Source organism: Pseudomonas bohemica (assembly GCF_002934685.1).
Lineage (GTDB): Bacteria > Pseudomonadota > Gammaproteobacteria > Pseudomonadales > Pseudomonadaceae > Aquipseudomonas > Aquipseudomonas bohemica.
In genome coordinates, this window is the sequence record NZ_NKHL01000114.1 from 1 (window position 1) to 26,565 (window position 26,565).

22 protein-coding genes and 2 pseudogenes are annotated in these 26,565 nt (G+C 58.8%); 15 read left to right on the plus strand and 9 right to left on the minus strand.

Annotation, left to right across the window (positions count from 1 at the left end; translation table 11 throughout):
• Nucleotides 1-366 (plus strand): annotated as a pseudogene (locus tag CE491_RS18800) (integrase core domain-containing protein); the annotation flags it as partial.
• 344 nt (nt 367-710) lie between these two features.
• Here the strand turns inward: CE491_RS18800 and CE491_RS18805 are convergent.
• The 3 genes from CE491_RS18805 to CE491_RS18815 all read right to left on the minus strand — a co-directional run bounded on the left by CE491_RS18805 (nt 711) and on the right by CE491_RS18815 (nt 5,555).
• Nucleotides 711-2,309 carry a bifunctional aspartate transaminase/aspartate 4-decarboxylase gene (locus CE491_RS18805; protein ID WP_110949844.1) on the minus strand — a complete coding sequence of 533 codons (1,599 nt, stop codon included), beginning with the start codon at nt 2,307-2,309 and terminating at the stop codon, nt 711-713.
• A 56-nt stretch (nt 2,310-2,365) separates the two neighbouring features.
• Nucleotides 2,366-4,054 (minus strand): aspartate-alanine antiporter, encoded by a 1,689-nt coding sequence (aspT, locus tag CE491_RS18810; RefSeq protein ID WP_110949845.1) that lies wholly within the window; start codon nt 4,052-4,054, stop codon nt 2,366-2,368.
• A gap of 85 nt (nt 4,055-4,139) precedes the next feature.
• The gene (locus CE491_RS18815; protein ID WP_110949846.1) at nt 4,140-5,555 is read right to left on the minus strand and encodes a glutamate decarboxylase; all 1,416 of its coding nucleotides are present in this window, start codon (nt 5,553-5,555) and stop codon (nt 4,140-4,142) included.
• A gap of 238 nt (nt 5,556-5,793) precedes the next feature.
• On the opposite strand from CE491_RS18815, the gene CE491_RS18820 reads away from it, so the two are divergent.
• Nucleotides 5,794-6,864, plus strand: coding sequence for an AraC family transcriptional regulator (locus tag CE491_RS18820; protein ID WP_110949847.1), 1,071 nt, complete (start codon nt 5,794-5,796; stop codon nt 6,862-6,864).
• A 184-nt stretch (nt 6,865-7,048) separates the two neighbouring features.
• The gene (locus CE491_RS18825) at nt 7,049-7,753 is read left to right on the plus strand and encodes a hypothetical protein (protein ID WP_110949848.1); all 705 of its coding nucleotides are present in this window, start codon (nt 7,049-7,051) and stop codon (nt 7,751-7,753) included.
• A gap of 538 nt (nt 7,754-8,291) precedes the next feature.
• Here CE491_RS18825 and CE491_RS18830 read toward each other — a convergent pair.
• Together CE491_RS18830 and CE491_RS18835 are read right to left on the minus strand one after the other, a co-directional pair.
• A complete protein-coding gene (locus CE491_RS18830) occupies nt 8,292-8,525 on the minus strand; it encodes an EF-hand domain-containing protein (protein WP_110949849.1) in 234 nt (77 codons plus the stop codon).
• 126 nt (nt 8,526-8,651) lie between these two features.
• Nucleotides 8,652-9,260 (minus strand): flavin reductase family protein, encoded by a 609-nt coding sequence (locus tag CE491_RS18835; RefSeq protein WP_110949850.1) that lies wholly within the window; start codon nt 9,258-9,260, stop codon nt 8,652-8,654.
• 316 nt (nt 9,261-9,576) lie between these two features.
• On the opposite strand from CE491_RS18835, the gene aztA reads away from it, so the two are divergent.
• From aztA to CE491_RS18850, 3 genes are read left to right on the plus strand one after another with little or no spacing between them, the layout of a single operon-like run.
• Nucleotides 9,577-10,329, plus strand: coding sequence for a zinc ABC transporter ATP-binding protein AztA (gene aztA, locus CE491_RS18840; protein WP_110949851.1), 753 nt, complete (start codon nt 9,577-9,579; stop codon nt 10,327-10,329).
• Complete coding sequence (locus tag CE491_RS18845; RefSeq protein ID WP_110949852.1) at nt 10,326-11,195, plus strand: metal ABC transporter permease; 870 nt, start codon at nt 10,326-10,328, stop codon at nt 11,193-11,195. The genes aztA and CE491_RS18845 overlap by 4 nt, the downstream gene beginning before the upstream one ends.
• Nucleotides 11,196-11,222: 27 nt before the next feature.
• Entirely contained in the window at nt 11,223-12,110 is an 888-nt protein-coding gene (locus CE491_RS18850) for a metal ABC transporter substrate-binding protein (protein ID WP_110949853.1), read from the plus strand.
• Between the two features lie 82 nt (nt 12,111-12,192).
• Here the strand turns inward: CE491_RS18850 and CE491_RS18855 are convergent, their stop codons facing one another.
• Nucleotides 12,193-13,089 (minus strand): LysR family transcriptional regulator, encoded by an 897-nt coding sequence (locus CE491_RS18855; protein WP_110949854.1) that lies wholly within the window; start codon nt 13,087-13,089, stop codon nt 12,193-12,195.
• 151 nt (nt 13,090-13,240) lie between these two features.
• Between CE491_RS18855 and CE491_RS18860 the strand changes: the two genes are divergently transcribed.
• The 5 genes and pseudogenes from CE491_RS18860 to CE491_RS18875 all read left to right on the plus strand — a co-directional run bounded on the left by CE491_RS18860 (nt 13,241) and on the right by CE491_RS18875 (nt 18,686).
• Nucleotides 13,241-14,782: an MFS transporter gene (locus CE491_RS18860; protein WP_110949855.1), complete on the plus strand. Its 1,542-nt coding sequence runs from the start codon at nt 13,241-13,243 to the stop codon at nt 14,780-14,782.
• 89 nt (nt 14,783-14,871) lie between these two features.
• Nucleotides 14,872-15,522 carry an HD domain-containing protein gene (locus tag CE491_RS18865; protein WP_110949856.1) on the plus strand — a complete coding sequence of 217 codons (651 nt, stop codon included), beginning with the start codon at nt 14,872-14,874 and terminating at the stop codon, nt 15,520-15,522.
• An 85-nt stretch (nt 15,523-15,607) separates the two neighbouring features.
• Nucleotides 15,608-16,225 (plus strand): annotated as a pseudogene (locus CE491_RS31265) (MCP four helix bundle domain-containing protein); the annotation flags it as partial.
• Between the two features lie 495 nt (nt 16,226-16,720).
• The gene (locus tag CE491_RS31270) at nt 16,721-17,335 is read left to right on the plus strand and encodes a methyl-accepting chemotaxis protein (protein ID WP_407681352.1); all 615 of its coding nucleotides are present in this window, start codon (nt 16,721-16,723) and stop codon (nt 17,333-17,335) included.
• 178 nt (nt 17,336-17,513) lie between these two features.
• Nucleotides 17,514-18,686 carry a hypothetical protein gene (locus tag CE491_RS18875; RefSeq protein WP_110949858.1) on the plus strand — a complete coding sequence of 391 codons (1,173 nt, stop codon included), beginning with the start codon at nt 17,514-17,516 and terminating at the stop codon, nt 18,684-18,686.
• Between the two features lie 136 nt (nt 18,687-18,822).
• Here the strand turns inward: CE491_RS18875 and can are convergent, their stop codons facing one another.
• The gene (can, locus tag CE491_RS18880; RefSeq protein WP_110949859.1) at nt 18,823-19,464 is read right to left on the minus strand and encodes a carbonate dehydratase; all 642 of its coding nucleotides are present in this window, start codon (nt 19,462-19,464) and stop codon (nt 18,823-18,825) included.
• 150 nt (nt 19,465-19,614) lie between these two features.
• On the opposite strand from can, the gene CE491_RS18885 reads away from it, so the two are divergent.
• Complete coding sequence (locus CE491_RS18885; protein ID WP_110949860.1) at nt 19,615-20,028, plus strand: serine kinase/phosphatase; 414 nt, start codon at nt 19,615-19,617, stop codon at nt 20,026-20,028.
• 160 nt (nt 20,029-20,188) lie between these two features.
• On the opposite strand, the gene rimI is transcribed toward CE491_RS18885, so the two are convergent.
• On the minus strand, nt 20,189-20,641 hold the full coding sequence (rimI, locus tag CE491_RS18890) for a ribosomal protein S18-alanine N-acetyltransferase (RefSeq protein ID WP_110949861.1): 453 nt from the start codon (nt 20,639-20,641) through the stop codon (nt 20,189-20,191).
• Nucleotides 20,634-21,440 (minus strand): energy transducer TonB, encoded by an 807-nt coding sequence (locus tag CE491_RS18895; RefSeq protein WP_110949862.1) that lies wholly within the window; start codon nt 21,438-21,440, stop codon nt 20,634-20,636. Before CE491_RS18895 ends, rimI begins: the two co-directional genes overlap by 8 nt.
• Nucleotides 21,441-21,584: 144 nt before the next feature.
• On the opposite strand from CE491_RS18895, the gene mksB reads away from it, so the two are divergent.
• From mksB to mksF, 3 genes are read left to right on the plus strand one after another with little or no spacing between them, the layout of a single operon-like run.
• Nucleotides 21,585-22,862: an Mks condensin complex protein MksB gene (mksB, locus tag CE491_RS18900; RefSeq protein WP_110950014.1), complete on the plus strand. Its 1,278-nt coding sequence runs from the start codon at nt 21,585-21,587 to the stop codon at nt 22,860-22,862.
• Nucleotides 22,852-23,559 (plus strand): Mks condensin complex protein MksE, encoded by a 708-nt coding sequence (gene mksE, locus CE491_RS18905; RefSeq protein WP_110949863.1) that lies wholly within the window; start codon nt 22,852-22,854, stop codon nt 23,557-23,559. Before mksB ends, mksE begins: the two co-directional genes overlap by 11 nt.
• A complete protein-coding gene (mksF, locus tag CE491_RS18910; protein WP_110949864.1) occupies nt 23,556-26,390 on the plus strand; it encodes an Mks condensin complex protein MksF in 2,835 nt (944 codons plus the stop codon). The genes mksE and mksF overlap by 4 nt, the downstream gene beginning before the upstream one ends.
• Nucleotides 26,391-26,565: the final 175 nt, after the last annotated feature.

Genomic DNA, 26,565 nt, shown 5'->3' on the forward strand with positions numbered 1-26,565 from the left:
TGATCAAAGCGCTGGATATGGCTTACGAGCAGCGTGGCAGGCCTTCGGATCTGCTATTCCACTCGGACCAGGGATCGCAATATGCAAGCCGACTCTTTCGCCAGCGGTTGTGGCGATACCGCATGCGCCAGAGCATGAGTCGACGAGGAAACTGCTGGGATAACGCACCAATGGAGCGCGTATTTCGCAGCTTGAAAACAGAATGGATACCGACCGTGGGCTATCGAACTGCGCAGGAAGCACAGCGCGATATCAGCCATTTTTTGATGCATCGCTACAACTGGATTAGGCCTCATCAATTCAACGATGGGTTGGCTCCAGCGAGGGCCGAGGAAAAAACTTAACGTCGTGTCCGGGATTAGTTGACCACTACAGTACTTGAAATCGCCGGATTGGGTAAGCTTGCCGCGCCCAGCAGGCGGCGGCTTGTATCCCGTGGTGTATCCCGGAAAATATTGAACGCGAAAAACCCCAGCAAATACAGTAGGATGCTTTCTGGGTTCAATTGACTGTGTACCACCAAGTACCTCAACAAAGCCCGCCTCGTGCGGGCTTTGTTGTTTCTGACGTTCCATTAAGCTTTGCCCTTCAGTGCCACACCGCGCCACGCCTAAGCCAATATTCCTGAAGGCGTAGCAAGCCGGATCGGCATCTTTAGGTAGGTGAGCAAGAGCGTTTTTAGTGCTCTGCTCTTGGCGGGCATCAAGGTCTCAGGGCTTGTCTTTGTCCGTCTCATACTGCTGATAGGCGCTGTCGACAAGCTTGCGCAATGCCTTGCCGATCGCGGCGTAGTCATACTCGTTGAGATTGGCGAGGGAGATGCGCCCGCCTGGCTTCTTGGTCCCGAATCCGCTGGCGGGCAGCATGACGATCCCGGTTTCGTCGGCGATGCGAAACAGTAGGGTATTGGGGTCGATATTGTCGTGAACCCAATGCGCAAATTCGGCGCCGTAAAGCCCTTCGGCAATCTGTTCAAAGTCGAGCAATGTGTAGTATTCCACCTCGAATTCGTCCACCGGAATCGCCACCCCCAACTCGCGGTAGAGCGCGTGATGACGTTGGCGAATCAGCTTTTTCAGCACCTGTTTGTAGCTGTCGGTGCTGTCGATCAGGACAAATAACGAGAACAACACCATCTGCACTTGCTGCGGTGTGGATAAACCTGCGGTGTGATTGAGCGCCACGGAGCGACTGTCGGCCACCAGCCTGTCGATGAACTTCAGTTTCGATGTGTCTGGCACCAGCGTCTGATAGCGCTGGCTGAGCGCTGCAGTCTTGGCTTCGTCGAATGCCGCAATCTGCTGGTCAAGAATATTGTCCTTGTGCAGGGCGATGACGCCCAGGCGCCACCCCGTGCAACCGAAATACTTGGAGAACGAATAAACCAGAGCGGTATTGCGCGGGCACGTTGCAAACAACGAGGTGAAGTTGTCGGCGAATGTGCCGTACACGTCATCGGTAATAATGAACAGATCCGGGCGCTTTTGCTCCACCAGGTCAGCGATGTAGGCCAAGCTTTTATCGTCGATACGCACCGATGGCGGATTGCTCGGGTTGACGACGAAGAACACCTTGATCGCCGGGTCCAGCAGCTTGTCGAGCTCCGCCTGTGGGTATTGCCAGGCCAAGTCCGGGGAGGCGTCGATATGCACCACTTCCAGCCCGTAATCATCCAGCACCGGGATCTCGAAATAAGGCGTGAACGTAGGCATGCCGATAGCGACCTTGTCGCCGGCACGAATGATCTTGTTTTCCTTCAGGCTATTGAAGATATACGTCATGGCTGCCGTGCCACCTTCGACGGCAAAAATATCGAAGTCATCGCGCGAGACGCTGCCGCCGATCATTTCCTTGACCAGATATTCGCGGACCACCTTTTCGCTGATGCTCAACATGCGTGGCGGTACCGGGTAATTGCAGCCCAGAATGCCCTCGACCATTTCATGGAGAAACGCCGGACCATCGAGCCCCAACTGATCGCGGACATAGCTGGCGATTTTCATCAGCAGGTCCACGCCTGGCTGCGTGGCATTGTCGGCCAGGAACCGGTCAAGGCGCGCTTCTATACCCCGCACCTTGGGCAGGCCGCCGATCCCGTTGCCCAGGAATGAAAACGACAATTCGGCTTCCCGGTTGGCAAAAAGTCCCAGTTGGCAAAACGCCTGACGCGGCAACGTGGCGAGAAAGTTGGGGTTGCCGCGACCGGCATTGAGCATCAGACGATTTTCCTGGCTGCTCGCGACCTTGATCAGTTCATCTTTGAGTTCAAAGGGGCTCAGGGACGCGTATTGGCTGTAATCAGTGGTCATGTGGAATGGCTCCTGTGACGTGAGGCCATCGCCCCACGTAATGCATGAGGGAAATATCAGGAAAGAATGACGATCAACACCATCCCCCAGATGGTCAGCAAGGTGTTACCCACTGCATAGGTCACCGTGTAGCCCAAGGCGGGAACGTTGCTTTTGGCGGTCTCGCAGATCATGCCCAACGCGGCAGTCGTGGTTCGCGAACCTGCACAGCAGCCCAGTACCAGAGCGGGATGGAAGCGAAAGACGTAACGTGCGATGAACATGCCAAGGATTAGGGGCACTGAGGTGGCGAAGATCCCCCACATGAACAGGCTCACGCCCAGAGTCTGTAGACCGTGCACGAATCCGGGTGCCGCATTGATGCCGACCACGGCGATAAACACGTTCAAGCCGACCGAGTTCATGAACCATACGGTGGGCTCGGGAATCCTGCCGAACGTCGGGTGAATCGAGCGCAACCAACCAAAGACCAGACCGGCGATCAGCGCGCCGCCTGCCGTGGAAAGCGTGATGGGCACGCCATGAACGGTAAAAACCGCCGCACCAATCAACGCCCCGATGAAAATTGCCATGCCTATGAAGGCTACATCGGCCATGTTGCTTTTGCGGTCAGGCTGACCCAGTTCCTTGGCCGCTGCAGTGGTGTCGGAGGTCAGGCCAGCCAGGGTGATGATGTCACCGCGGTGAATGACCGTCTTGGGCAGCACGGGCAGTTCGGCGGCAATCGCGCCACGCTTGATCTGCCGAATGAACACACCGTGTGCTGCTGGCAAATGTGATAACTGCTCAAGCGTCTGGCCGTCATAGCGTTTGTTAGTGACGAAAATGTCGACCCCTTCGGCCGGCACCGCCAGCAGCTCAGGGTCATCGACTTCGGCCTCCGAATGCCCCAGCAGTGCGAGAATGTCAGCGTTTTGTCCACCAACCGCCAAAATATCTCCCGCCATGAGGGTGGTACTGGAAGTTAGCGGCTCGATCTTGCCATCGCGTCGCAGCCGTTCGATGAATACGCGTTTGCCGTGGGAGTGGGATTCCGCTTGCTTGAGAGTGAGCCCCACGAACACGCTGTGCTCCGGCACCTTGTAGGCCCGCAATACATAGCGGTGCCAGGCCGTACCTTCGCTGGCGATGTCCTGATGCCCGCCCATGCTCGTTTCGTAATCCTTGCACGCCTTCACCAGATCGATGCGCAGCAGCTTGGGGCCCAGCAAAGCCAGAATCAGCGCCGAACCGACCGTACCGAAGATGTACGTCACGGCATAGGCAACCGGCATTGCATCGAGTTGCTGACGCGCCTGCTCAGCATCCAGGCCCAACCGATTGATAGCGTCGGTCGCCAGCCCCATGGAAGCTGAGATCGTCTGCGAACCAGCGAACATCCCGGCTGTCGAGCCCAACCCGTACCCGGCGATCCAGGTCGCCAGTATCGGCGCGGCCAGACACAGCACGCACATCACCACAGCGAACAGCGCTTGAGGCAGACCGTCCTTGGCGATGCCGCGAACGAACTGCGGGCCTACGCCGTAACCGACCGCGAACAGGAACATGAGGAAAAACGTGCTTTTGACGTTGGGGGAAATGACGATTCCCGCTTGGCCGATAAGCAATGACGCAATCAAGGTAGAGGTCACGGCCCCAAGGCTGAACCCTCTGAAGGTCTTGCCGCCGAACCAGAATCCCAGCCCTAATGACAGGAATATAGCCATCTCCGGATAGGCACGCAGAGTACTTTGGAGCCAGTTCACGTTGCTTTCCTTACGCTAAGTGCAATGAACGATAGGCTGCCGAAGCGCCACCGCGGGGCGCTCGGTACAGCCGTTAGGGAGAGGGTTAGAGACTTTCAGCGTCAGCGGACGCCACGGCGCCGTGGTTGAAGGTAGGTCCGGCCTCCGAGTGAGGCACCGGGTTTTTCTGCAAGAACGCGACTGCTTTGCGCAGGTCATCGAGCAACAGGCCGATCAGGTCCCGGCTGACGCCATGCCGCACCAGGACGCGCTGCACGACGACATCCTGCCGATCAGAAGGAAGCGGATAGGAGGCGATTTGCCAACCACGCATGCGCACGCGCTCGGACAGGTCATAGAGCGTGAAGCCGTGCTCAATACCGTCCTTGAGTTTGTAGCAAACCGCCGGCAGGCCGCCGTGGCCGTCGTAAACCAGTTCCAGCGGGCCGATCCTGGCGATCTCTGTCGCCAGCCATTGGGCGGTGTCCGAACACGCCTGCTGTATACGGGTATAGCCTTCACGCCCCAAGCGCAGGAAGTTGTAGTACTGGGCGATGATCTCACCGCCAGGTCGGCTGAAATTCAGGGCGAACGTGGCCATGTTGCCGCCCAGGTAATCCACATAAAAGATCAGTTCCTCAGGCAAGTCGTCCTTTGCGCGCCAGATGATCCAGCCCACGCCAAGCGGCGCCAGACCGTATTTGTGGCCGGAGGCATTGATCGACTTGACCCGCTCAATACTGAAGTCCCAGCTGAGGTCCTGCTGAATGAAGGGTGCGATGAAGCCGCCGCTCGCGGCATCGACATGAATGGGAATATCCAGTCCAAGTTCACGCTGCAGGCTGTCCAGTTCACGCGCCAGCGCAGCAACAGGTTCATAGATGCCGGTGAAGGTCACGCCGAGGGTGGCGACCACGCCGATGGTGTTTTCATCGCAGAATTCGCGCAGGTCTTCGGGGCGCAAGCCCAGCGCGCCGTCACGCAGGGGCACCTCACGAATTTCCACATCAAAGTAACGGGCGAATTTCTTCCAGCAGATCTGCACCGGGCCGCAGACAAAATTGGGTTTATCGGCTGGCAGGCCCGCCGCTTCACGGCGCTTCTTCCAGCTCCACTTCAAGGCCAGGCCGCCCAGCATGGCCGCCTCACTGGAGCCTGTGGTGGAACAGCCGACGGTTTGCCAGGACTTCGGCGCATGCCATAAATCGGCGATGATATGCACGCAGCGGTTTTCGATCTCGGCCGTCTGCGGGTATTCGTCCTTGTCGATCATGTTCTTGTCGAGGGCGTCTGCCATCAACTGTTGAACCTCAGGCTCCACCCACGTAGTGCAGAAGGTCGCAAGATTCTGCCGCGAGTTACCGTCGAGCAACAATTCGTCGCGCACCAGATTGTAGGCGGCGGACGATGCTGTGGAATGGTCGGGCAGGCGGTATTTGGGCAGGCGGCGCTCAGAGGCACCACTTGAGTAGACGTCTTCGATGGCGGGATCACGGGTTTCTACGGTTTGATGCAAAGCCATGACATAACTCCATGAACAGAAACGGAGCCGGAACAACAGACAGTCGATATGCCTGAAATCGGCGGCATCCAATCTGACCCACCCACCGCAGCCGGACAATCTCGTCACGCGCCATAGCCTTGGCGTCCGGTGCCAGCGAATGCCACAAATGCGAGCAGCACTTTGACGCGAGGACCTGCACGCCTCGATAATCATTCGCCAGGCCGCGCGTCTACAGAGCGACTTACAAGGACTCTACATGCCTACGGTGATACCTTCCCTTGCACACTTCATGATCGATGCGTTGAGATCCACAGGGCTGGACATCGACCGATTTTGCCAAGCTGTCGGCCTTCAGGTGCACGATCTGGACGTGGATGAGGCGTGGATCCCGAGGGTGAAGCTTTATCGCCTCTATAAGCTGGCGGCTGACCTGTCACACGACCCTGACATTGGCCTGCGATCCACCACGCAGACCGGGCCAGGCATCTTCGATGTCGTGGGCTATGTGATGATGTCCAGCGACACGTTGCAGACCGCTCTGGAACGACTGGTGCACTTTGTGGCGCTGCTGGACACCTCCATCGCCATCTCTCTGCATGCCGAAGGGGATCAGCACCGGCTGGGTTGCCACTTTCTCGACGGCTACAAAGTGCCGCGCCAGTACGGCGACGCCAGTGTCGCCATGATGTTCGGTCTGTGCCGGATGCTGGTGGGCCCTTCGCTGCAATTGCGCGGCATCGGCCTCATGCACGCGGCGCCCCCGGACATCTCGGTGTATGAGCACACGTTCCACTGTTCTGCGCTGTTCGGTGAGCACTGCTATTCGATCCTGCTGGACAACGCCGATCTGGACAAACCTCTGGCCTCGGCCAATAAGCAACTGGCGCCGCTGCACCAACTGGTCGCCGAAATGCACCTCTCGACCCGCCGCTACTTCTCGGTGCCCGGCGAGGTGCGCAAGATGATTCTTGAGTCGTTGAGCGAAGGCATTCCGCCCATCGAAGAGCTGGCAAAGAAGATGTGCGTGAGCAAACGCACGCTGCAACGGCTGTTACAGCAAGCGGGCCATCCCTATAAAGGACTGGTCAACGACGTTCGCCGGAGCCAGACAGAGTTTTACCTGGGTAATACCCAATGCACCTTGCAGGAGGCTGCTTATCGAGTCGGTTTTCGCGAACTGAGCAGTTTTTATCGTGCGTGTCATCAGTGGTTCGGGATGCCCCCTGCCCGGTATCGGTTAAAGCTGCAGACGAACGCCATCACGCCGGGTGAGGTGACGTCACCGGTGCCCGTAGCTGAAGCCTGCTCAACGACTGAATGCAAATGACTTCGGGCATAAGAACAACGGCTGCATCCCCGATCCCGAGCTCGCGTCCGATGTGGGCAGCCCCGATTATCCGCGCTATCGCTCGCCCCCGTGACAATCGCTTCGTGGTCCAATAGATTACCCCCCCTCGAAACGCGCCGAACTTTTCGCGTCTCAACCCAGTTAACGAAGTAATGGATGTTCAATGTCTGATTCCCATACCGACGTAGCAGTGCCTGCCCTCTCCTCCAAGCAGGCTTACGAAGACGCCATCAATCTTTCACAGCATGTGCCGCAGGCGAAAACCATCAGCGAAATGGTCCTCGACGCCTTTCAAAGCGCCAAGGAAAGCGATCAGATTCGTGAACTGCGCGTCGCCATTCGTCAGGCTCACGACCGCTTCGACGATGATCAGGCCTACGAGTTGATGGGTCAGCTCAAGCAGTTGAAAGACGCCGAAGCCGCCGACATGGCCGCGCTGGAAGACCTGAGCACGAAATTCTCGATCAGCCGGATTCTGTCCAGCTACAAGGACGATCCAAGCTTTCAAGAGTTGGTCTACAGCCTGGCATTGAAAGTGTTGAACCAGACGCATCAGGCCGTCAGCAACCCGGGCGGCGGCAAGAGCAAGGCTACGCGAGCGAAGAAGGAGGCGGAGGTTTTCATCATCAGCAAGGACGGCGCCAGCGTTACCCTGCCATTGCGCACGCCACGCTCGAAAGCCAACGCGGACCGCGAAGCCTTCGAATTCCTCGGTTTCTCGTTCGTCGGTGAGGGCGACGAGGCCGAGTTGCAGCGCGAGGTCTTTGTCGATAAGGAAGGCAACGAACAGCCTGCCACGCGCAAGAATATCGTTATGGCGATTCAGCAGCAGAGTGCGTTTGACGGGTATGTAGCGGTTCAGCAGTAAGGCCCTGGCCAGTAGCGAGCTGAGAGTTATTCACAATGACTCTCAGCGTTCTTTCGCCGCTTCGTGGACATCTCGACTCTCTCGCTTTCCAACTACAAGGACGATACCAGAGAAACGTGTTGATCATCGGCTGACGACCGGAACCTGATACACCACCCTGCTGGGACCAAGCTGCGACAACTAAGCTGCCTATGTGGTTATCCAGTACGACCTTAGACTTATTTACCTTGCCCACCATTGGTATCGATAAACGGCAATATTCCTCGCAACTGACAAAACCATTCTTATCTGGATTGATATTGTTGATGATCGTCCGTATCTCCTCATTACTAGGCTTCTAGAGAAGCTTCAATGCTTCACTGAATTCTGACAGCGATATTCGCCGTCACCATTTCGTCAAGTTTTAATATGCGAGAGGTATTGCTTGGATCGGCTACAAGCATAATAAAGGCTGAGAATTATCGGTCAGGACGATAATTCTCAGCATTTCTTCTGCTGCGGCATTAGCTAACTTTCAAGCTACCAGGCAGCGCGCTTGTTAATCGCCCTGACTTATTTCTCTCTCATAATCATTGAGAAATTCTTGATAGCTGATCACGCCATCTCCGTCAGGGTCAGCCAACTTAATGCGCTCCTCGATTTGCTGTTCGTTAAACCAAGTGCGCATCACTGAAGAAAATTCTTCGTGTGTTAACGTTCCGTTGTTGTCCGAATCTCTGGTTTCGAAGCCTTTTTTCGCTCTTTCAAGTTGATCATGAGTAAGCTTGGTCATGTTGGAAACTCCCTGTTCCTGGTAATTTCGAAATCCCAGACTTATGGCTGGAAAGAAAAATATCGAACTAATTGCTCCTCCTGTCTACTGTCAGTTCTGACAGTAGACAGGAGGAGCAAATTGGAGTTAGCGCGCCGAACGCTCCAGCACTTTGCCAATGGTCTGATCCCCAATCACCAGAAAATGCCCGCCCGCCACATGGTGAAGCGTGCGTAGATCATCATGCCCCTGGAAATGCCAATGGCCGTCGGAGAACACGCGCTCGTCAGCCCAGGCTGCCATGACCTCGCCGATGAACAAGTCATATTGATTCTGATTATGCGGCTCGGGCAGCAGGCGGCATTCCAGCCACGCCGCACAACCTTCCAGCAAAGGCGCTTCGACGACTTCGCCCGCGAAGGTTTGCAGACCGTAAGCCTTGAACTTGTCCACACCCTTTTCCTTGGAGATCTCCAGCCCCGAGGTCGAGCCGACCGTCTGGACGATATCGACTTGGGAGACCGTCGGCACGTTGATAACAAATGTCCCGGAGTCCTCCAGTAATTGACGCGTCCACACTGATTTGTCGAGCACTACCGTGACCTTCGGTGGCTGGAAGTCCAGCGGCATCGCCCACGCCGCCGCCATGATATTGCGGTGACCGTCATGCGCCGCGCTGACCAAAACGGTCGGACCATGGTTGAGCAGGCGGTAGCATTTGGCGAGTGGCACCGAACGGCGATGTGTGGCGGACATGTCGAAAATCCTGAAAAAGAGGGGAGTGGTCAGGGAAATTACAGGGTTTGTCGTCGCAGGAAAACGCAGCCAACTTGATCATCGCCAAATGGTTGCAAGCCTGAACCGGCACAAATAGCCCTTCCCTCCCGCCTGAAAAAGGTGATGTAATAATATAACAAGCATTTCAGGCGTCCCTCCTCGTGAAATCCGTTCTCCGACCTACCCCGAATATCGCAAGCTCCGCGCTCGCTCAGTCTGCAGGCAGTCGGGTGCTGGCCTCATTGGTTTTACTCACGCTGCTGTGGGCCGGCATTGCGTGGGCGGTAGCGATTCCATGAGCGCGGCAATCAATCTGCATGACCTGACCGTCACTTACGAGCGGCGCCCTGCCGTGCATCACGTCACCGGGCGCTTTGCAGCAGGCAGTCTGACGGCGATTGTCGGGCCGAACGGTGCAGGCAAATCGACGCTGATCAAAGCCATTGCCGGCACGCTGAAGCCTGCGCTCGGACGCGTTGATCGCGGCACGCTTGCCACGCGGCACATCGGCTATTTGCCCCAGGCAGCGGAAATCGACCGCAGCTTCCCACTCAGCGTCGCCGACACGGTGATGATGGGCGCCTGGCGCAGCATCGGGGCCTTTCGCGGGGTCAGGCGCAAGCATGCCGAACAGGCGCAAGAGGCACTGCTGGCGGTGGGATTGGAAGGCTTCGAGCAACGCAGCATCAGTTCGCTGTCCTCTGGACAGTTTCAACGGGTGCTGTTCGCGCGGCTTTTGTTGCAGGACGCTTCGGTGATTCTGCTGGACGAGCCCTTTACCGCCATCGACGCCCGCACCACACGCGACCTGCTCAACCTGATCGGCAGTTGGCACGACCAGGGCCGCACAGTGATTGCAGTGCTGCACGACATCGAGCAAGTGCGTCAGCATTTCCCCAGCACTTTATTGCTGGCCCGGGAAACCATTGCCTGGGGTAACACCGCCGACATCCTTCACGCCGACAACCTGCGCCGCGCCAAGAACATGGCCGAACACTGGAGCCCGGATGCGCAGCCGTGCGAAATAGATGAGGAGTCGATGCTGTGACGCTTTATACCTTGTTGATTCAGCCCTTCGTCGACTTCGGCTTCATGCGCCGCGCCCTGGCGGCGTGCCTTGCGCTGGGCATCGGCTCAGGCCCCGTCGGCGTTTTGTTGATGTTGCGTCGCATGAGTCTGGTGGGCGACGCCATGAGCCACGCCGTTCTGCCCGGCGCTGCGGTGGGTTTTCTGTTCGCGGGTCTGTCGTTGCCGGCAATGGGGTTTGGCGGCTTGATCGCCGGGCTTGCCGTGGCCCTTTTGTCCGGGCTGGTGAGCCGCTTTACCACACTGCGAGAGGACGCCAGCTTTGCCAGCTTCTACCTGACATCGCTGGCGGCAGGCGTGCTCATCGTCTCGTTGCACGGCTCCAACGTCGATCTGCTGCACGTGTTGTTCGGCACCATCCTGGCCATCGACGATCAGGCGATCTTCATGGTTGGCGCCATCGCCTCCTTCACGGTGGTGCTGCTGGCGCTGATTTATCGCCCGTTGATTCTGGAGTGCTTCGACCCCGGATTCCTGCGTGCCGTCGGCGGGCGCGGATCGCTGTATCACGTGCTGTTTCTGCTGCTCGTCGTGCTCAATCTGGTGGCCGGATTCCAGGCCCTCGGCACGCTGATGGCGGTGGGCATGATGATGCTGCCCGCCACCGTCGCACGTTTCTGGTCGACTTCTCTGACCGGCATGATCGTGATTTCCACTGTGGTCGCGACGCTGTCGGGCTTCATCGGCCTGATCGTTTCCTACCACGCCAGCGTCGCCTCGGGTCCGGCCATTGTCCTGACCGCCAGCGCCTTTTACCTGTTCTCACTGTTCTTTGGACGCAGCGGCTTCCTGCGCCGTCTGTTCCCGAGGGTTCACCTGTCCGGCTGATCGTTCGCTTACCTTAAGGAAAACATCATGAAACGTTTGACGCTTCTGACCGCCGCACTGGCGTTGTCGGGCCTGGCCAACTTCGCCCAGGCAAAAACCCTGGAAACCGTTGCATCGTTCACCGTCATCGCCGACATGGTGCATAACGTCGGCGGCGATCACGTGCATGTCACCTCGCTGATCGGCCCCAATGGCGACCCGCACGTGTACGAACCAACGCCCAACGACGCGCAGGCTTTGAAGAAAGCCGACGTGGTGTTCATCAGCGGTTTGCACCTTGAAGGCTGGCTTGACCGCCTGATCACCGCATCGGGCTACAAGGGTGAACCGGTGGTGCTGTCCAGCGGAGTCATGACCCGCAGCATGGAAGAGGACGGCGAAAAGATTACCGATCCCCACGCCTGGAACAGCGCGGTAAACGGCGTCGTCTACGTCAGAAATATCATCAAGGCGCTACAAAAAGCCGACCCGGACCACGCCGCCGACTATAAGGCCAACGGTGAGCAATACATCGCTCAACTGCAGGACATGGACGCCTACGCTCGTGAGCAAATAGCTGCGATTCCCGCCGCGCGGCGCAAGGTGCTGACATCCCACGACGCCTTCGGCTATTTCGCAGACGCATACGGCGTGACCTTCCTGTCGCCGCTGGGCTTTTCCACCGAGACCGAAGCATCGGCTGCTGACGTTGGCAAGCTGATCACGCTGATCAGACAGGAACAGGTCAGCGCCTACTTCTTCGAAAACTCCAGCGACCCACGTCTGGTGCAGCAAATCGCCAATGCCAGCGGCGCGCATCCAGGCGGTGAGCTGTATGTGGAATCGCTGTCGCCTGCCAACGGCCCTGCCGCGACCTACGTGAAGATGTTTCGGTACAACGTGGACAAGATGACGGCTGCGATGAAGGGCAAGTAGGCGCTCTGGTCGGTCAAGGGCCCGAGCGCGTTGGTCCGTAGAAGATTGCGTGGCATCGCAGCCTTGATAATCAGCTCCGGCTTCAATCACAGCGGGTGAACAGTCGCTCGCTCATGAAATCGACAAATACCCGGACCTTCGGTGAAAGTTGCCGGCTGGACGGCCACACCAAACTCAACTTGTTCGGCGGGTCAATGTAGTGCGGCAGTACCTCCACCAAGCGCCCGTCGGCCAGCGCGTCGCGCGCCAGAAAATCAGGTATGCCACCGATCCCGAGCCCTTGCAGGGTCATAGCCTTGACCGCATCCATGCTGTTGCAGACAAAAAGGCTCTTGATCCGCAGCTCGGGGTGGTCGGGCTGTTGCACCATATGCCAGTCGCGCATCTTGCCGGTGCCTGAAAAACGAAAACGGATTGCCAGATGATTATCCAGATCGTGTAGGCATTCAGGCGTGCCGTGCTGCTGCAAGTAAGTGGGCGAAGCGCACAGCACGACCCTGGCCGAGGGCAGCGGGCGAGACATCAATCTCGAGTCAGGCAGGTCCCCGCCACGAATCGCAACGTCTACCCCCTCTTCGATCAGATCGACCATGCGATCACTGAAATCCACATCCAGCTCAATCTCGGGATAACACTCAATGAATTTCGGCACGAAAGGCAACAGCGCGTGATACATCACCATCGGTGCCGTGATTTTCAAACGCCCACGCGGGCATTCGGTGCTACGCACCAAGGTCGCCTGAGCGTCGTCCAGATCGTCGAGAATCCGGCGGCAGCGCTCCTGAAACAGCCGGCCTTCGTCAGTGAGGCGGATGCTGCGAGTCGATCGCTGAAACAGGCGAACGCCCAACTGCGCTTCCAGGCGCGCCACGCCTTTGCCTACCGCGGAAGCGGACAGCCCGAGCGTGCGGGCTGCAGCGGCAAAACTGCCCAACTCAGCTGTGCGTACAAAGGGCATCAGGCCGCTCAGTCGATCCATGATTCAATCCTCAAAACGTCTGATTCGATCATTTTTTTCCGTTATGTCCGGAATATTTGCCGTTTTTAGCATGATTGCGGCCGCTCTATCATCCTCGCTAGCCATGCGGACCTTGAAACCCGCGTAACAGACGACTCGAGGTAACTTTCCCATGACCATGCTCTCCGGGGCCGATGCAGCGCAGAAGACCTGGGTCTTGCTGGCGGTGTGCATTGCCGCTATCACCATGCCCTTGAATTTCACCGCTGCCGCTGTGGCCTTGCCTGCCATTGGGCGTACCTATGGCGCGGATCCGCTGGCTCTGAACTGGGTCACCAATGCTTTCATGCTGACCTTTGGAAGTTGTCTGATGCTGGGCGGCGCATTGGCCGATAGTTACGGCCGCAAGCGGCTCTTTCTGGCAGGTGTCAGCGGCTTCGCAGTGCTGTCAGCCGGGCTAACGCTGGCGCCGTCGTTGCTGTGGTTCGATCTATTGCGGGCCGCGCAGGGCATTGCAGCTGCGGCGGCACTTTCGGGTGGGATGTCGGCGCTGGCGCAAGAGTTCGAAGGCCATGAGCGCATGCGCGCATTCAGCTTCGTCGGTAGCAGTTTCGGCATCGGATTGGCGTTTGGCCCAATCGCTTCAGGCCTGATGATCAAGGCATTCGGCTGGTCGACGATCTTTCTGATGATCACGGCGCTGGCGGGCATTTCCACTGTTGCAGGGCTGCGATTCATGCGTGAATCGCGCAACCGGCAGGCAGCCGGAATCGACTGGCCCGGCGCGCTGAGCTTTACCTGGGCGCTGACCGTGTTCACTGACGCAATGCTGCAAGCGCCGCACAGCGGCTGGAGCGATCCCTGGGTCGTTGCGCTCCTGATCTGTGCGCTGCTGTCGTTCATGGGATTCGTGTTCATCGAGCGCCGTGTGGCCCAGCCGATGCTCGACTTGTCGCTGTTTCGCTACCCGCGCTTCGTCGGTGTGCAGCTACTCGCTGCCGCTCCCGCCTATGCGTTTGTGGTCTTGCTGGTGTTGTTGCCGATCCGCTTCGTGGGGATCGACGGCATGAGCGAGATCAACGCCGGTCGCCTGATGATTGCGCTTTCCGCGCCATTGCTGGTACTGCCCGTCGTCGCCGGCGCGCTCACTCGCTGGCTCTCCCCTTCAACCATTTGCGGCATCGGGCTGCTGGTTTCTGCGGCCGGACTGTTCTGGCTGAGCCACGTGCCTGCCGCAAGCACGACGATTGAGTTTGCCTGGCCGATGCTGGTCATTGGGGTGGGCATCAGCCTGCCGTGGGGGCTGATGGACGGGCTGGCAGTCAGTGTCGTGCCCAAGGAGCGCGCAGGGATGGCCACCGGGATTTTCAGCACTACCCGCGTGGCTGGTGAGGGTGTTGCGGTTGCGGTGGTCACGGCCCTGCTCTCTGCGCTGACGTCCCAGCACTTGTCGGATGCATTGCCTCAGGCTGCGGCTATGACCAGCAATGCCGCGCAGCATTTGGTCACGGGCGACTTGAGCGGCGCGGCCTCGATTCTGCCCAGCGTCGCGCGAGCGCTACTGGTGACTGGCTACCGCGAGGCATTCAGCACTCTGCTGCTGATCCTGACCACCATCACGCTAGCCACGGCAGCAGTGGTTTTTCTGTTTCTCGACCGGGGCACGCCGGGGGACGACGACCTGGCAGGCAGCGAACAGCCCGTTCAGGCTTGATCAAAATGTCCGCTCAAGAACCGGGCGCGTAGCGGCAGGTCAATCTTGTATGCTGGCCCCATCGTCAGCCTGCATTGAAAGGAGATTCGATGACCGCCCTCTGCTTCGCGCCCTTCCAGGATCTGGCCGACAAGCTGATCCCTCATACCGTCGCCGAACGGGCTGATGGCTCTCACGACATCTCGCACCTGCATCGGGTCTGGAGCAACGTATGCACCATTCGCAACAAAGAAGGCGGCGATCAGCAGATCCTGTTGGCGGCGACCTTGTTGCACGACTGTGTATCGGTTGAAAAGAACTCACCGTTCCGCTCCAGCGCGTCGCGCCTGGCAGCCGCCAAAGCCGTGGAGCTGCTGGCCGAGATGGGTTGGGACGAAGAACGCATCCAGGCCGTCGCCCATGCCATCGAGTCCCATAGCTACTCGGCAAACATCGCCCCGACCACCCTTGAAGCAAAAATCCTCCAGGACGCCGACCGCCTCGACGCCATCGGCATGATCGGTATCGCCCGGCTGTTCTACGTCTCCGGACGCATGGGTAGCCACCTCTACGAGCCAACCGACCCGCACGCCCGAAACCGCCCGCTGGACGACAAACGCTATGCGGTCGATCACTTCAAAACCAAGATCTTCAGCCTAGCCGAGGGTTTTCAGACTACTACCGGGAAACAAATGGCGCAGGTCAGGCACGAACGGGTCGAGCGGTTTTTGCGGGAGTTCATGGATGAGATTGGTGGCTGACGTGCTGCTCAAGAAGGCTGTCGATACGCCATTCGCCGCCTCAAAACAAATCTGAAATACATCGCCTCGATGTCATAAAGACATCATGGAACCTCTCTATAACCAAGTCTCCGGTGTCTTCGTCGATGAGATTTGTGCTGTGAAAAGGTTAATCCGTGGTGTGTTCCGTCCTTCATCCAGGCCAGCTTTGTTACGCCGCTTCCGGATTGCTCAGCGACTGGTGTTGTGTTTTAGCGTGACTGCGTTGCTGCTGGTAGCGCTTGGGGTGTTCTGCCTGTTGCAGATGCAGCGCATCCGCGATCAGGGCGAGGCGGTGCAGAGTGGCTCGCTGCCGAGTATTGCCATGGCCGACGCCATCGCCATTGATCTGATCAAGCTGCGCGGCGAAAGCGCTCGGCTGATTGCCAATGCCGATGATCCTGGCGCAGTGGTCACCAGCAAAATCAACGTCGAGCAGTTGAAGAATGAAGTCGAAAAAGGTTTCAGCGACTATCTCGCACACGCGACTGACAGCACCGAGCGCGACTCGATCAAGGCGCTTGAAGACGAGTATAGCGCCTTCATGCCGGGGCTGCACGACGAAATCGGCATGATCGAACAGCGCAAACTCGACGACGCACGGATGCTGCTCAATACCACACTGAGCATGCAGGGCGACTTGATGGACATGCAGGTACAGTTGCTGCGTGAACTGAACAAGCAGAGCGCCGTCGCCGCGGTGGATGGTGCGGGCAGCCGATTTCAGCAGACGCGCATCATCGCCATCAGCGCCATTGTGGTTGCGCTGGTCCTGACGCTGCTGCTGGCGTGGCGTTTGAGCGTGAGTATCATTGGTCCGCTGCGCCAGTCTCTGCAGATCGCCAGCACCATCGCCGAGGGAAATTTGAGTCCGCAGGCGATTCCCGAGGGCAAAGATGAGACCGCCCAGCTTCTGAAGATGCTGGGCCAAATGCGCAGCAACCTGCACGGCACCATCGACCAGATCTATGCCGCAGCCAGTCAGCTGAGTCAGTCGGTGCAGGAAATGAGCGCGATTGCCGAAGCCAGCGCGAAGAATCTGCAATTGCAGAACGATGAAATCGAACAGGCCGCTGTAGCCGTTAACCAGATGAGTCAGGCGGCGGTGGAAGTGGCTGACAACGCCAGCAACACCTCTACCGAATCGAAAGCCTCGAACCAAGCTGCCGCCGAAGGGCGTATGCGCCTGAGTGGGACCATCGATTCGATCAAGGAGCTAACCGACAGCGTCCTCGACTCTTCGCATCAGGCCGACGGTCTGGCCGAACGCACGTTGAGTATCAGCAAAATCCTTGAAGTGATTCGCGCCATCGCCAACCAGACCAACCTGCTGGCTTTGAACGCGGCCATTGAAGCAGCACGGGCGGGCGAAGCAGGTCGTGGCTTTGCGGTAGTCGCCGACGAGGTTCGCTCGCTGGCACAACGCACCAGCGCCTCGACCACCGAGATCGAAAGCCTGATCAACGATGTTCAGAAGAGTACTCAGGACACCGCCGAGACTCTGCGCGTCACAGCGGCGCAGGCCAGTCAGACCCTGGAGCAAGCGGCGGCGACCAGCCAGGCGTTGACGGTGATCATCAGCTCGACCTCCACCATCAGCGATCGCAACATATTGATCGCCAGCGCCGCCGAGCAACAGGCACAGGTGGCCAACGAGGTGGACCGCAATCTGAGCAGCATTCGCACTCTGTCGACGCAATCGGCGTCCGGCGCCCAACAAACCACTGTGGCGAGCAACGCGCTGGCGATGCTGGCGACGGATCTGAATTCGATGGTGCAGAGGTTTGTGCTTTAACCGCCGCCTTTGGCTGCACGGCTTGCCCGCGGCGGGCCCTGTTGATTCGCCACCGTCTGTAGCCGTGCGCCACAAGAGCGAAAATATATCTCGCGACGCATTTAAAACTCATGCCGATGTGTTTCATTATTGAAACACACCACTCCAGGCGGGTGCCCACGCCAACAAGGACACGAGCATGAAGAAAACCGCTGCACTGAGCATTGCCTTCACCGCCCTGACGACCAGCTTCAGCCTACTCGCCCATGCAGACGTCGACGTTAGCCTGGGCAGTAAGGAGCGCGTCACTCGTCTGTTTGCTTATCCCAACAACTGCAACGTCATCTGCTTTCGCAACTGGACGCTGGAGCAAACCGTCGAGCATTACCTGACCCAGAGTGTTCAGCGCGACGGTTATGCCAGCGCCACGGTCAGTGTGGTCGACGACAACGATCAGCTTCATGCAAGGATCAGTGGCGTGCCCGACGGCTATGACCAACCGCTGACAGCCCTGCTGAATGCAGGTGATCTGGCCTATACCGGGGCTGAAAAACTCAACGTCGACGGGAAGTTTGCCTACAACTGGTATCTATTCCTGCCGCTGGGCATGGCCCTGGAAAATCGCAAGAGTGTCCAGCTTCTGCATTTCCCGCCGGATTACTCGCTGACCCAGGCGCAGGATTACCTGCGTTCGGCCACTTCCGATCGCTGGGCCGAACTGCTGACTGACAATGGCATTCCGGCCGATCAGACACCGGCTTACCAGACCATCATCGACATCGCACCCATCGCCGCCCCGTCCAACGCGGGCAATGATCTGGAAGGCGTTTACAGCTACTTCAACGATTACCAGACCACGATGGTCAAGCAGGTCAGCCAGCGTCCGGATGGCACCTCACTGCCCATGGTGGCGTTCGGCGCGCCTGTGCGCAGTTGGCTGAAAGAGCAATACAAGGTCGAGGTGCCGGTGCTGGGCCTGGCCACAATCAGCCCTGCCAGCGGGCAAAGCGTGTCGGTCATCGGCTCCAACCACCCGAGCTACATCTGGTACGCGGCGGACAAGAGCAATTATGGCGGCGACGAAACCAAGGCCGACGAAGCAGGTTTGAAGGTCATGGGGCAGGACCTGAGCGCGGCGTGCTGGCAGGCGGGCATGGGGCAGAAATCGGGCACTGACGCCGCGGTCTTGCTCAAGCAATGCACGACCAACTGGCAGGTCACCAACAAGGTCGAGACTTGCAAGCTGTTCTATACATCGGTGCGCAAGCTCCAGCCCGATGCGGCAGCCGCCAAATGCCGGACCGGCTCGGTCGGGAGGCAGCTCGATCAGCTGCGCAGGCCGTTGCCTGAGATGAAGCAAGCGAAACTCTGACGCTGTATGAGCGCTCTGGCTCGCGATTGCTGAGTGTCAGTCACCAGAGACGTGGGGAATGTAACGCCTCTGGCAAGCAAGCGCGCTCCTACAACTCGATCGTTTTCGCGTTTGGATCACGTTCACGCCCGCTCGATCACTCCCCCAACGGACGCAACCGATATTGCGGCGGCAACTGTTCGAAACCGCTGATCGTGGTGTTCAGACTCTTCCAGCGCCCGTCCTTGATGCCGTAGATGCAGCCGTGGATCGACAGCTTCTGCCCGCGATGCCAGGCGTTCTGCACGATGCTGGTGTGCCCGACGTTCGCCACTTGCTGAATCACGTTCAGCTCGCACAGTCGATCGACCTGCTCTTCTTCGGTCGGCAGTTTGCTGAGCAGTTCGCGATTCTCGTAATAGAGGTCCCGAATGGTCCTCAGCCAGCCGTCGATCAGCCCGAACTGGCGATCCTGCATCGAAGCGCGTACGCCGCCGCAGCCATAGTGGCCGGTGACCAGAATGTGTTTGACCTTGAGCACATCGACGGCGTACTGAATCACCGACAGGCAGTTCAGATCAGTGTGCAGCACGACGTTGGCCACGTTGCGGTGGACGAACAGATCGCCCGGCAACATGCCGACGATCTCATTGGCGGGGACACGAGCGTCCGAACAACCGATCCAGAGGTATTCAGGCGTTTGCTGACGGGCCAGTTTGGCGAAGAACTCGGGGTCTTCTTCCTTGATGGCTGCTGCCCAACGTTCGTTGTTATCGATCAGATCTTGTAATTCGTTCATTGGTTGATGCCTCGGAAATGATGCCCAGCTATGACTGGCTTTCGACGCTTCGGGTCACGCCGTTTTGCCACGACCGGTCGAGAACCGGAGTGAATCTTCGCCGCAGCCTCCGGTCCACCCAACTATGACCGCTCACAATGAGGATTTGCCATGAACGATCCACGCCGCCCTTTCGGTGCCACCCAGCCCGAACCCATCGACGATAATGAAGACCGCATGGGTTCGATGGAAGAGCTCAATTTTAATGACAATAACGAACCCAGCGGGCGAATCGGGGACACCATCCCGGCAGACGAGCTGGAAAACTACATTCCCGACGAACGTGTGCGTGAGGCTGGGATGACCGGCGCGTCAACTGACGATCACAACCCGACCGACGACGACATGAGTCCAGAAACCCTGATTGACGAAGATGGCGCGCGGTCTGCCCGTGAGGCGGGCGAAGGCGGTCCCGCTGACTCCGATCTGAGCGTGGTCGATGAGGACGATATTGGCGGGGGCAACGGGCTGGATGAAGAGGAAATGTCGATTCTCGATCCACTGGATGGCAAGCCTGGGGTTTGAGCCCCGCGCATACGGTTATCAGGCGATAGGGTTTAGGCCCCCTGAGGGAATGAGCTTGCTCACGAAGACTCACGTTCAGACGCAGCAGATGCCAGCATCTGCACCGCGGCTTTCGTGACCAAGCTCACTTCCGCAGAGCATATCCAGCTTCCTGAACCAGTTATTCAACCAACGTGCACGCCATTACCAGCGCATCCTCGCGGCCACCCACAGCCGGGTAATAATCGCGACGGCGGCCGACTTCGTTGAAACCGTAGCGCTCATACAGACGATATGCCGACTGATTACTGGCTCGCAGCTCGAGAAAACATTCGCGACCGTTCAGCTCATAAGCGCGCTTCATCAGCTTGTCCAGCAGCAACAGCCCCAGACCGCGGCCTTGGCTTTCCGGCTTGACCGTGATGTTAAGCAAGTGCGCCTCATCGATGATCACGTTGACCACGCCATGACCGACTTGCTGATTGCCTTCGAACATCAGCCAGATTTCGTAGGACTTCAGGCCATCGAGAAAAATACCGCGAGTCCAAGGATGGCTGAACGCTGCGTACTCAATCTTCAGTACTGCGTCCAGATCAGCCTCGGTCATACGGCGAAACGTTACGGCATTACTCATTTGTGCTCTTCCAACGTCCCATCAGTTGACGCATGGCGCGCCAGACATCGGCCTTGCGCTGAGGTTCGTCCATCAATAATTCCAGACCCGGCAGCGCCCAGGCCGGACCCAGGCCTTCGACCTGGAATTCCAGATTGTAGGATTCGGCGTCAACTTCACCGGCAAAACGCAACGCGGGCAGCCCGACCAGCCATAGGCAGGTGCAAGGCGCTTCTTCGGTGCGCGCATAGAGAAAGCCCTGAACGAAATCGCGCGCGGCTTCCGGCCCCTGATCCATTTGCCCGCGCACCAGCAACGGCCAACGCACTGGCTCGCCGATGATCTGCGGGCTGTCGGGAAGACCCGCCGCACGCAGCATGTCCTTGAGCAACAGGTAGGAAGGATCGCGACTCTGGAACGGCTCGCCAGTCGCCAGTTCAACCAACAGCAGGCAACTGCCCGCACGCAGCAATTGCAGGGCAAATCGCGGGGGCGGTACGACGGGCGCCTTCGCCACTTGCGCAACGGAATCGTCGTCGACAGGCTTGGCAACCGGTTTGGCCATGGAGGAAGGACGTGGTATCTCGATCTTCGGTCGTTCTACCACTCGGGCGACTGGCGCCGGGCCGACAGCCGCCTCGCTGCGCGTCTGCACGGGGGCAGGCGCATGCGGTGTTTCCTCGACCTCGTCCTCGAACACCGGCAACGGCGCAAGCAGTTCCGGACGCGAAGGCGCGGCAAAGGGCAGTTCGGTGCGCGGCAGCCAGCTGACCACCTGCATGGCGGTCAGATAAGCGCGGCGGCGGGGCTCATTGAGCAAGGGACAGCCACCTGTGGATAAAGTCAGGAGTGGGATTCTACAGGCCTTCGACGATTCACGCCGCAGTTGATCGACTGAGGATGAAAACCAGGCGCTTCGATGCAGTACAATTGCCGCTTTTATTTGCCAACCAGCGGCCATCCGATGATCGAACCTAAGCGCGTCCTGCGCGCCCTTGCCGAACACTGGGCGCTCCTTGAGCCACTGTGCGAGCACTTCGACCAGGGCACCCTGAGCCTGAGCGAACTGCGCCTGCAACTGGCCGCCCAGCAACTGGAAAGCACACCCCAGGACATCACCAACCTGCTGGACGTGTGGATTCGTCTCGACATCCTGGTTCCCGTGGCGAAAAGCCCGAACCGTTTCGAGCTGAACGCGCAGATTCACGACTTCCTGTCGTATCTGCGCCGCGAGCACCGGCTGGGCCTGTGTCTGGAAATCGAGGCCTACCTGCGCCATCTGGAGCGACTCGCCGGCTATATCCAGGAAGCCTTCGAAGCCCGCGATGCCAACGACCTTGCCCGGCAATTGCGCCTGCTCGACATGCGCGTACGCGATGTGCTGAAAAAGCTTGCCAACGACGAACAGGCGCTGGTCTCCGTGGCCGAACGCGCCAAGACCAGCGATCGGCAGATCCCTCTGCGTCAGCGCTATGCCGAAGTGCTGGCGACCTGGGACGAATATGTCGAACCAATGATTCAGCTGGTGAATGCCGACGGCGCCTTCGAGCAAGGGGTGCGCAAGGTCGAGAATGTGCTGCTGCGCATGCTCACCGATCAGCAGCGTCTGGGGCATCTGGTCGACGACGACATGCTGCTGCGCACCCACGCACGCATCCTCGAAATGCAGACCAGCGCCCAGCTGACCCTGCGTCACGCGCGCGAATTGCTGCTGCCGCTGCGCGAAGAAGCCCGTCGTCACAATGCCGTGACCCGCGGCGCCGCGCTGGCGCTGTCGGCCATTCGCCGCAGGGGCATCGACGCTGTGCCCCAGGCAGCGATGCCGATGTTCACCCGTCCGCAAAGCACCTTTCTCGGCAGTGCCAACCAGGTCGAGGCTTATGTCTATGCCCTGGCGCGCTTCGAGCCAAAACCGGCGCGCTTCCCCAAGGCCAATCTCACCCGCAAGGGCGAGCCTGCTCAGGCGCCGCGCACGGTCAAGGAAATGGTCGAACGTTGCGAAGAAGCCCTGCCGATGCCGGATCTGATGGTCTGGCTGCTCGAACAGGAGCCGACCGGCGCAACCGACGAATTGCTGTACTGGTTCTCGCGCCTGTCGCGGGAAAAACGCTTCAAGCGCGAGCGGCTTGAACGCCGCGAATACCTGACCCTGGAGCACCGCGTCAGCCTGCGCTCCTTCGCCCTGCTCTCGAGCAAAGACGCCACCCCAGAGAATTCCGAGGGCACCGCCCATGCATCTTGATCTATCCGAACTGTCCCAGCTCGCGCCGATCTTCCGCGAGCTGTTCAAGGGTTACCACGTCAGCCGCCGCGATCCTGAGCTATATGCGCAACTGTCCAACTTTCAGGATCAGTACCGCACGCTGTTCAAGGCGCTGGGTTTCGAGCTGATTTGCGACACCCGTGGCTTTTATTACTTCGTGCCTGATCTGGCGGCCGCACAGGTCAACAAGACTGCGCAGCGCTTGGCCCTGTTCACGTTCATTCTCGTCGAGCATCTGGCCGATCAGGGCCGCGATCCGGTCGCCGTGCTCGATGGCGGTAGCCTGGGCCGCGACGAACTTCCTTCGCTGTTGGAAAAATACCGCGACCTGTTCCTGCAGGCCGAAGTACAGACCCAGGAAGAGCTGGAAGAAAAGATCATGCGTCGCATGACCCAGCTTGGCTTTGCCTCCGAAGAGGTGGGGATCTACCGCTTCCTGCCACCGATGCATCGCTTCCTTGATGTCTGCCTGTCGGTTCAGCAGGATCGCGATCTGGCTGCCAGCTTGCACAGTGACCTGCCGTTGCCGACTCCGGTGCTGATCGATGACGACAGCGACGAAAAGCTGCTGCAGACCGACGATCCGCTCGACCTCGCAGAGTTTGACGAAACAGAAGAAACCGAAGAGCAGGCCCTGGCCCGCGCAATCGCCGACGAACAGGAGCTTGACGCATGAGCCAGGAACGCTACGGCATTCGCCGCTTCGCCCTGCTAAACACCGCCGGTTACAGCCTCGGGCTGTTTCCACTGGAACACCCGCTGTCGGTCTACGGTGCAAACAACCTGGGCAAAAGTGCCTCGATCAACGCGCTGCAATTCCCGATTCTGGCGCGCATGTCGGATATGAGTTTCGGCAAGTACAGCCTCGATCAGTCGCGCCGCTTCTACTTTGCCTCGGACACCAGCTATATCCTCGTTGAGGTGGCATTGCCCCACGGCCCTCACGTCATCGGCGTGGTTGGTCGCGGTCCGGGCGGTGGCTTCGGTCACCAGTTCTTTGCCTATGCCGGCAAGCTGGATCTGGCGCACTACCAGAAGAACGACACCTGTCTGCGTCAGAAAGAGCTGTTCACCAATCTGGAAAGCCAGGGCCTGAAAGCCTACGAACTCAAGCCAGACGAGCTACGCCGCCTGCTGGTCGGCGGACATACGTCGATTCCGCTGGATCTGACGCTTATTCCGCTGCGCTCGACCAGCGAACAGAGCCTGAAGACCTTCCGCGCGCTGTTCATCAACCTGCTGCACATGCGCGAAATCACGGCCGCCAAACTCAAGCAGCTGTTCCTCGATGCCTTCGAGCACAGCCTGCGCTCGGGTAGCGTCGATTACATTGCCGCGTGCGAAGAAGCCTTCCGCGATGTCCGTCGCATGGAACAGGACTACAACGCACTGGTTCTCGCCGGGCCTCTGGTCGAAGCTTTAGCCAACGGTGTCAAGCAACGGGACATCCTGCGCGGCAAGTTGCATCGCCTCTCGCCGCTGCTCGACTCGCTGCTTGGCACTTGGCAGGATTATTCCAGCGCGCGCAAGGAAGAGCTGGTCATCCAGGCCGAGCACTATCGCGGTGAACAGGACGCGTTGCAGAACGACCAACGCGGTGGTACTCAGGAGCTGATGCGCCTGGAACGTGAGATCAACAACATCCAGCGCTGGATCGGCGAACTGGCCGTGCTGAAGAACCGCTTCGCATTGGTTGACGACGTACGCGTTCTCGAGCAGCAATTGCTGGCGGCCAAGGATGCTCACGACGAACTGGCCGGGGCTCTGGCTCAGTCTCGTCAGTTCAGCGCCGAGGATCTGGATGAGCGTCTGCGTGATCTGGAAAAACGCCTGAAGTCGGTCAAACAGCAGCTGGATCACGCCGACAACAACAGCTATGCCCGCCTGCGCGAAGAGTTCTCGCAACCGGACGTCGAGCGTCTGATGCGTCTGTTCAACAGCGCGCTGTTCAGCCTGCCATTGGGCGAGCAAGGGATTGCGCTGGATGACGGCGACGCCTGGGTCAAATCTCTGGAAGCGATTCTGGACGGCTTCAAGGGCGAGCGCTTCGAAGTGCCGGGACTGTCGATCAACCTCTCGCACATCGAACCGCCTGCGTTGCAGGCCCTGGCCGACCGTGCGGCTCTGCGTGATCAGAAAGAGCGTCTGGAAAAAGAACTCAAGCAGCTGAAAACCCAACAAGCTGTCGCGGCTGACCGGGCAGCGAGCAAGACCCAGACCGAGGCGCTGTATCAGCAAGTGCTGGATGCGCAGAAAGCCCTGGAAGATTTCCGTCGCACTCAGACTCTGAGCGCCGAAGAAGCCGAAAAACTTGAGCAACTTGCGCAGATGGAAGCGGCGCAGGATGAACTCAAGCGCTCCAGCGATGCCTTCACCGAGCGCGTCCAGCAACTGTCGGCGAAACTGCAGTTGGTCGGTCGTCAGATCGGTGATCTGGAATCCAAGCAACGCACATTGGATGACGCGCTGCGTCGCCGACAGCTGCTGCCTGCGGACCTGCCATTCGGCACGCCGTTCATGGAGCCGGTAGACGATTCATTGGATAACCTGCTGCCGCTGCTCAACGACTATCAGGACAGCTGGCAGGGTTTGCTGCGCTGCGATGGTCAGATCGAAGCGCTGTATGCCCAGGTACGTCTTAAAGGCGTCGCCAAGTTCGACAGCGAAGACGATATGGAGCGCCGTCTGCAACTGCTCATCAACGCATACGCACACCGCACCGACGAGGCCCTGACGCTGGGCAAAGCCCGGCGTGCGGCAGTCACCGATATTGCACGTACCCTGCGCAACATCCGCAGCGACTACGACAGCCTTGAACATCAGTTGGCCTTGTTCAACCGCGAAATCAACCGTCGTCAGGTTTCCAACCTGGAAAGCTTCCGCATTGTTCTTGCACCGAACAAAGAAGCGCTCAAGCACATCGATCAAATCATCCACAGCGCCGGTCAGTACGAAGAAGGCGAAACACTGTCAGTGTTCGATCTGAGCCAGAGCGCAGAGCAGGACAACAAGAACGAAGAGGCCAAGGAGTATCTGGCACGGCTTGTAGCTGCGAACCACAACCAGTTGGGTCTCAAAGACCTGTTTGAGTTGGCGTTCGAGATCACCAAGGTCAACGGCCAGCCGGTGATCCACACCGATATCGATGGTGCGGCGTCCAACGGTACGACCATGACCATCAAGGCGCTGACCAACATGTACCTGCTGCTGCACTTGATGGATCGCGACCAGGCCGGTCGTGTTCGTCTGCCCTACTACCTGGACGAGGCGGCAGACATCGACGAGCGCAACCAGGCCGCTCTGCTGGAAACGAGCTTGCAACTGGGCTTCGTACCAATCCTGGCAAGCGTCAAGCCTCAGGTATCGGCGCACGTCGCGATCGACCTTGAAGGCGGCAGCGGCCCTGCTGGCATCTACATCGACGAGGCTGACTGGAAGTACATTCGTCGTCGTGATGAAGTGAGCACAGTGAAGGCAGTTGAAGTGGCGGAGGAAGCTACTGAATAAGCTGGATTAAGCGGTAACAGAGAGCCCTGCAGCGATGCGGGGCTTTTTTGTGGGCGCTGTTTCTGCTGACGCCTTACGGCGGCGGAAGGCGGATTGGTCTTTTCCGCGCCCAAAAACAAAACCCCATCTGCTTTCGCAAACGGGGTTCTGAAATTCAATCTTGACGATGACCTAC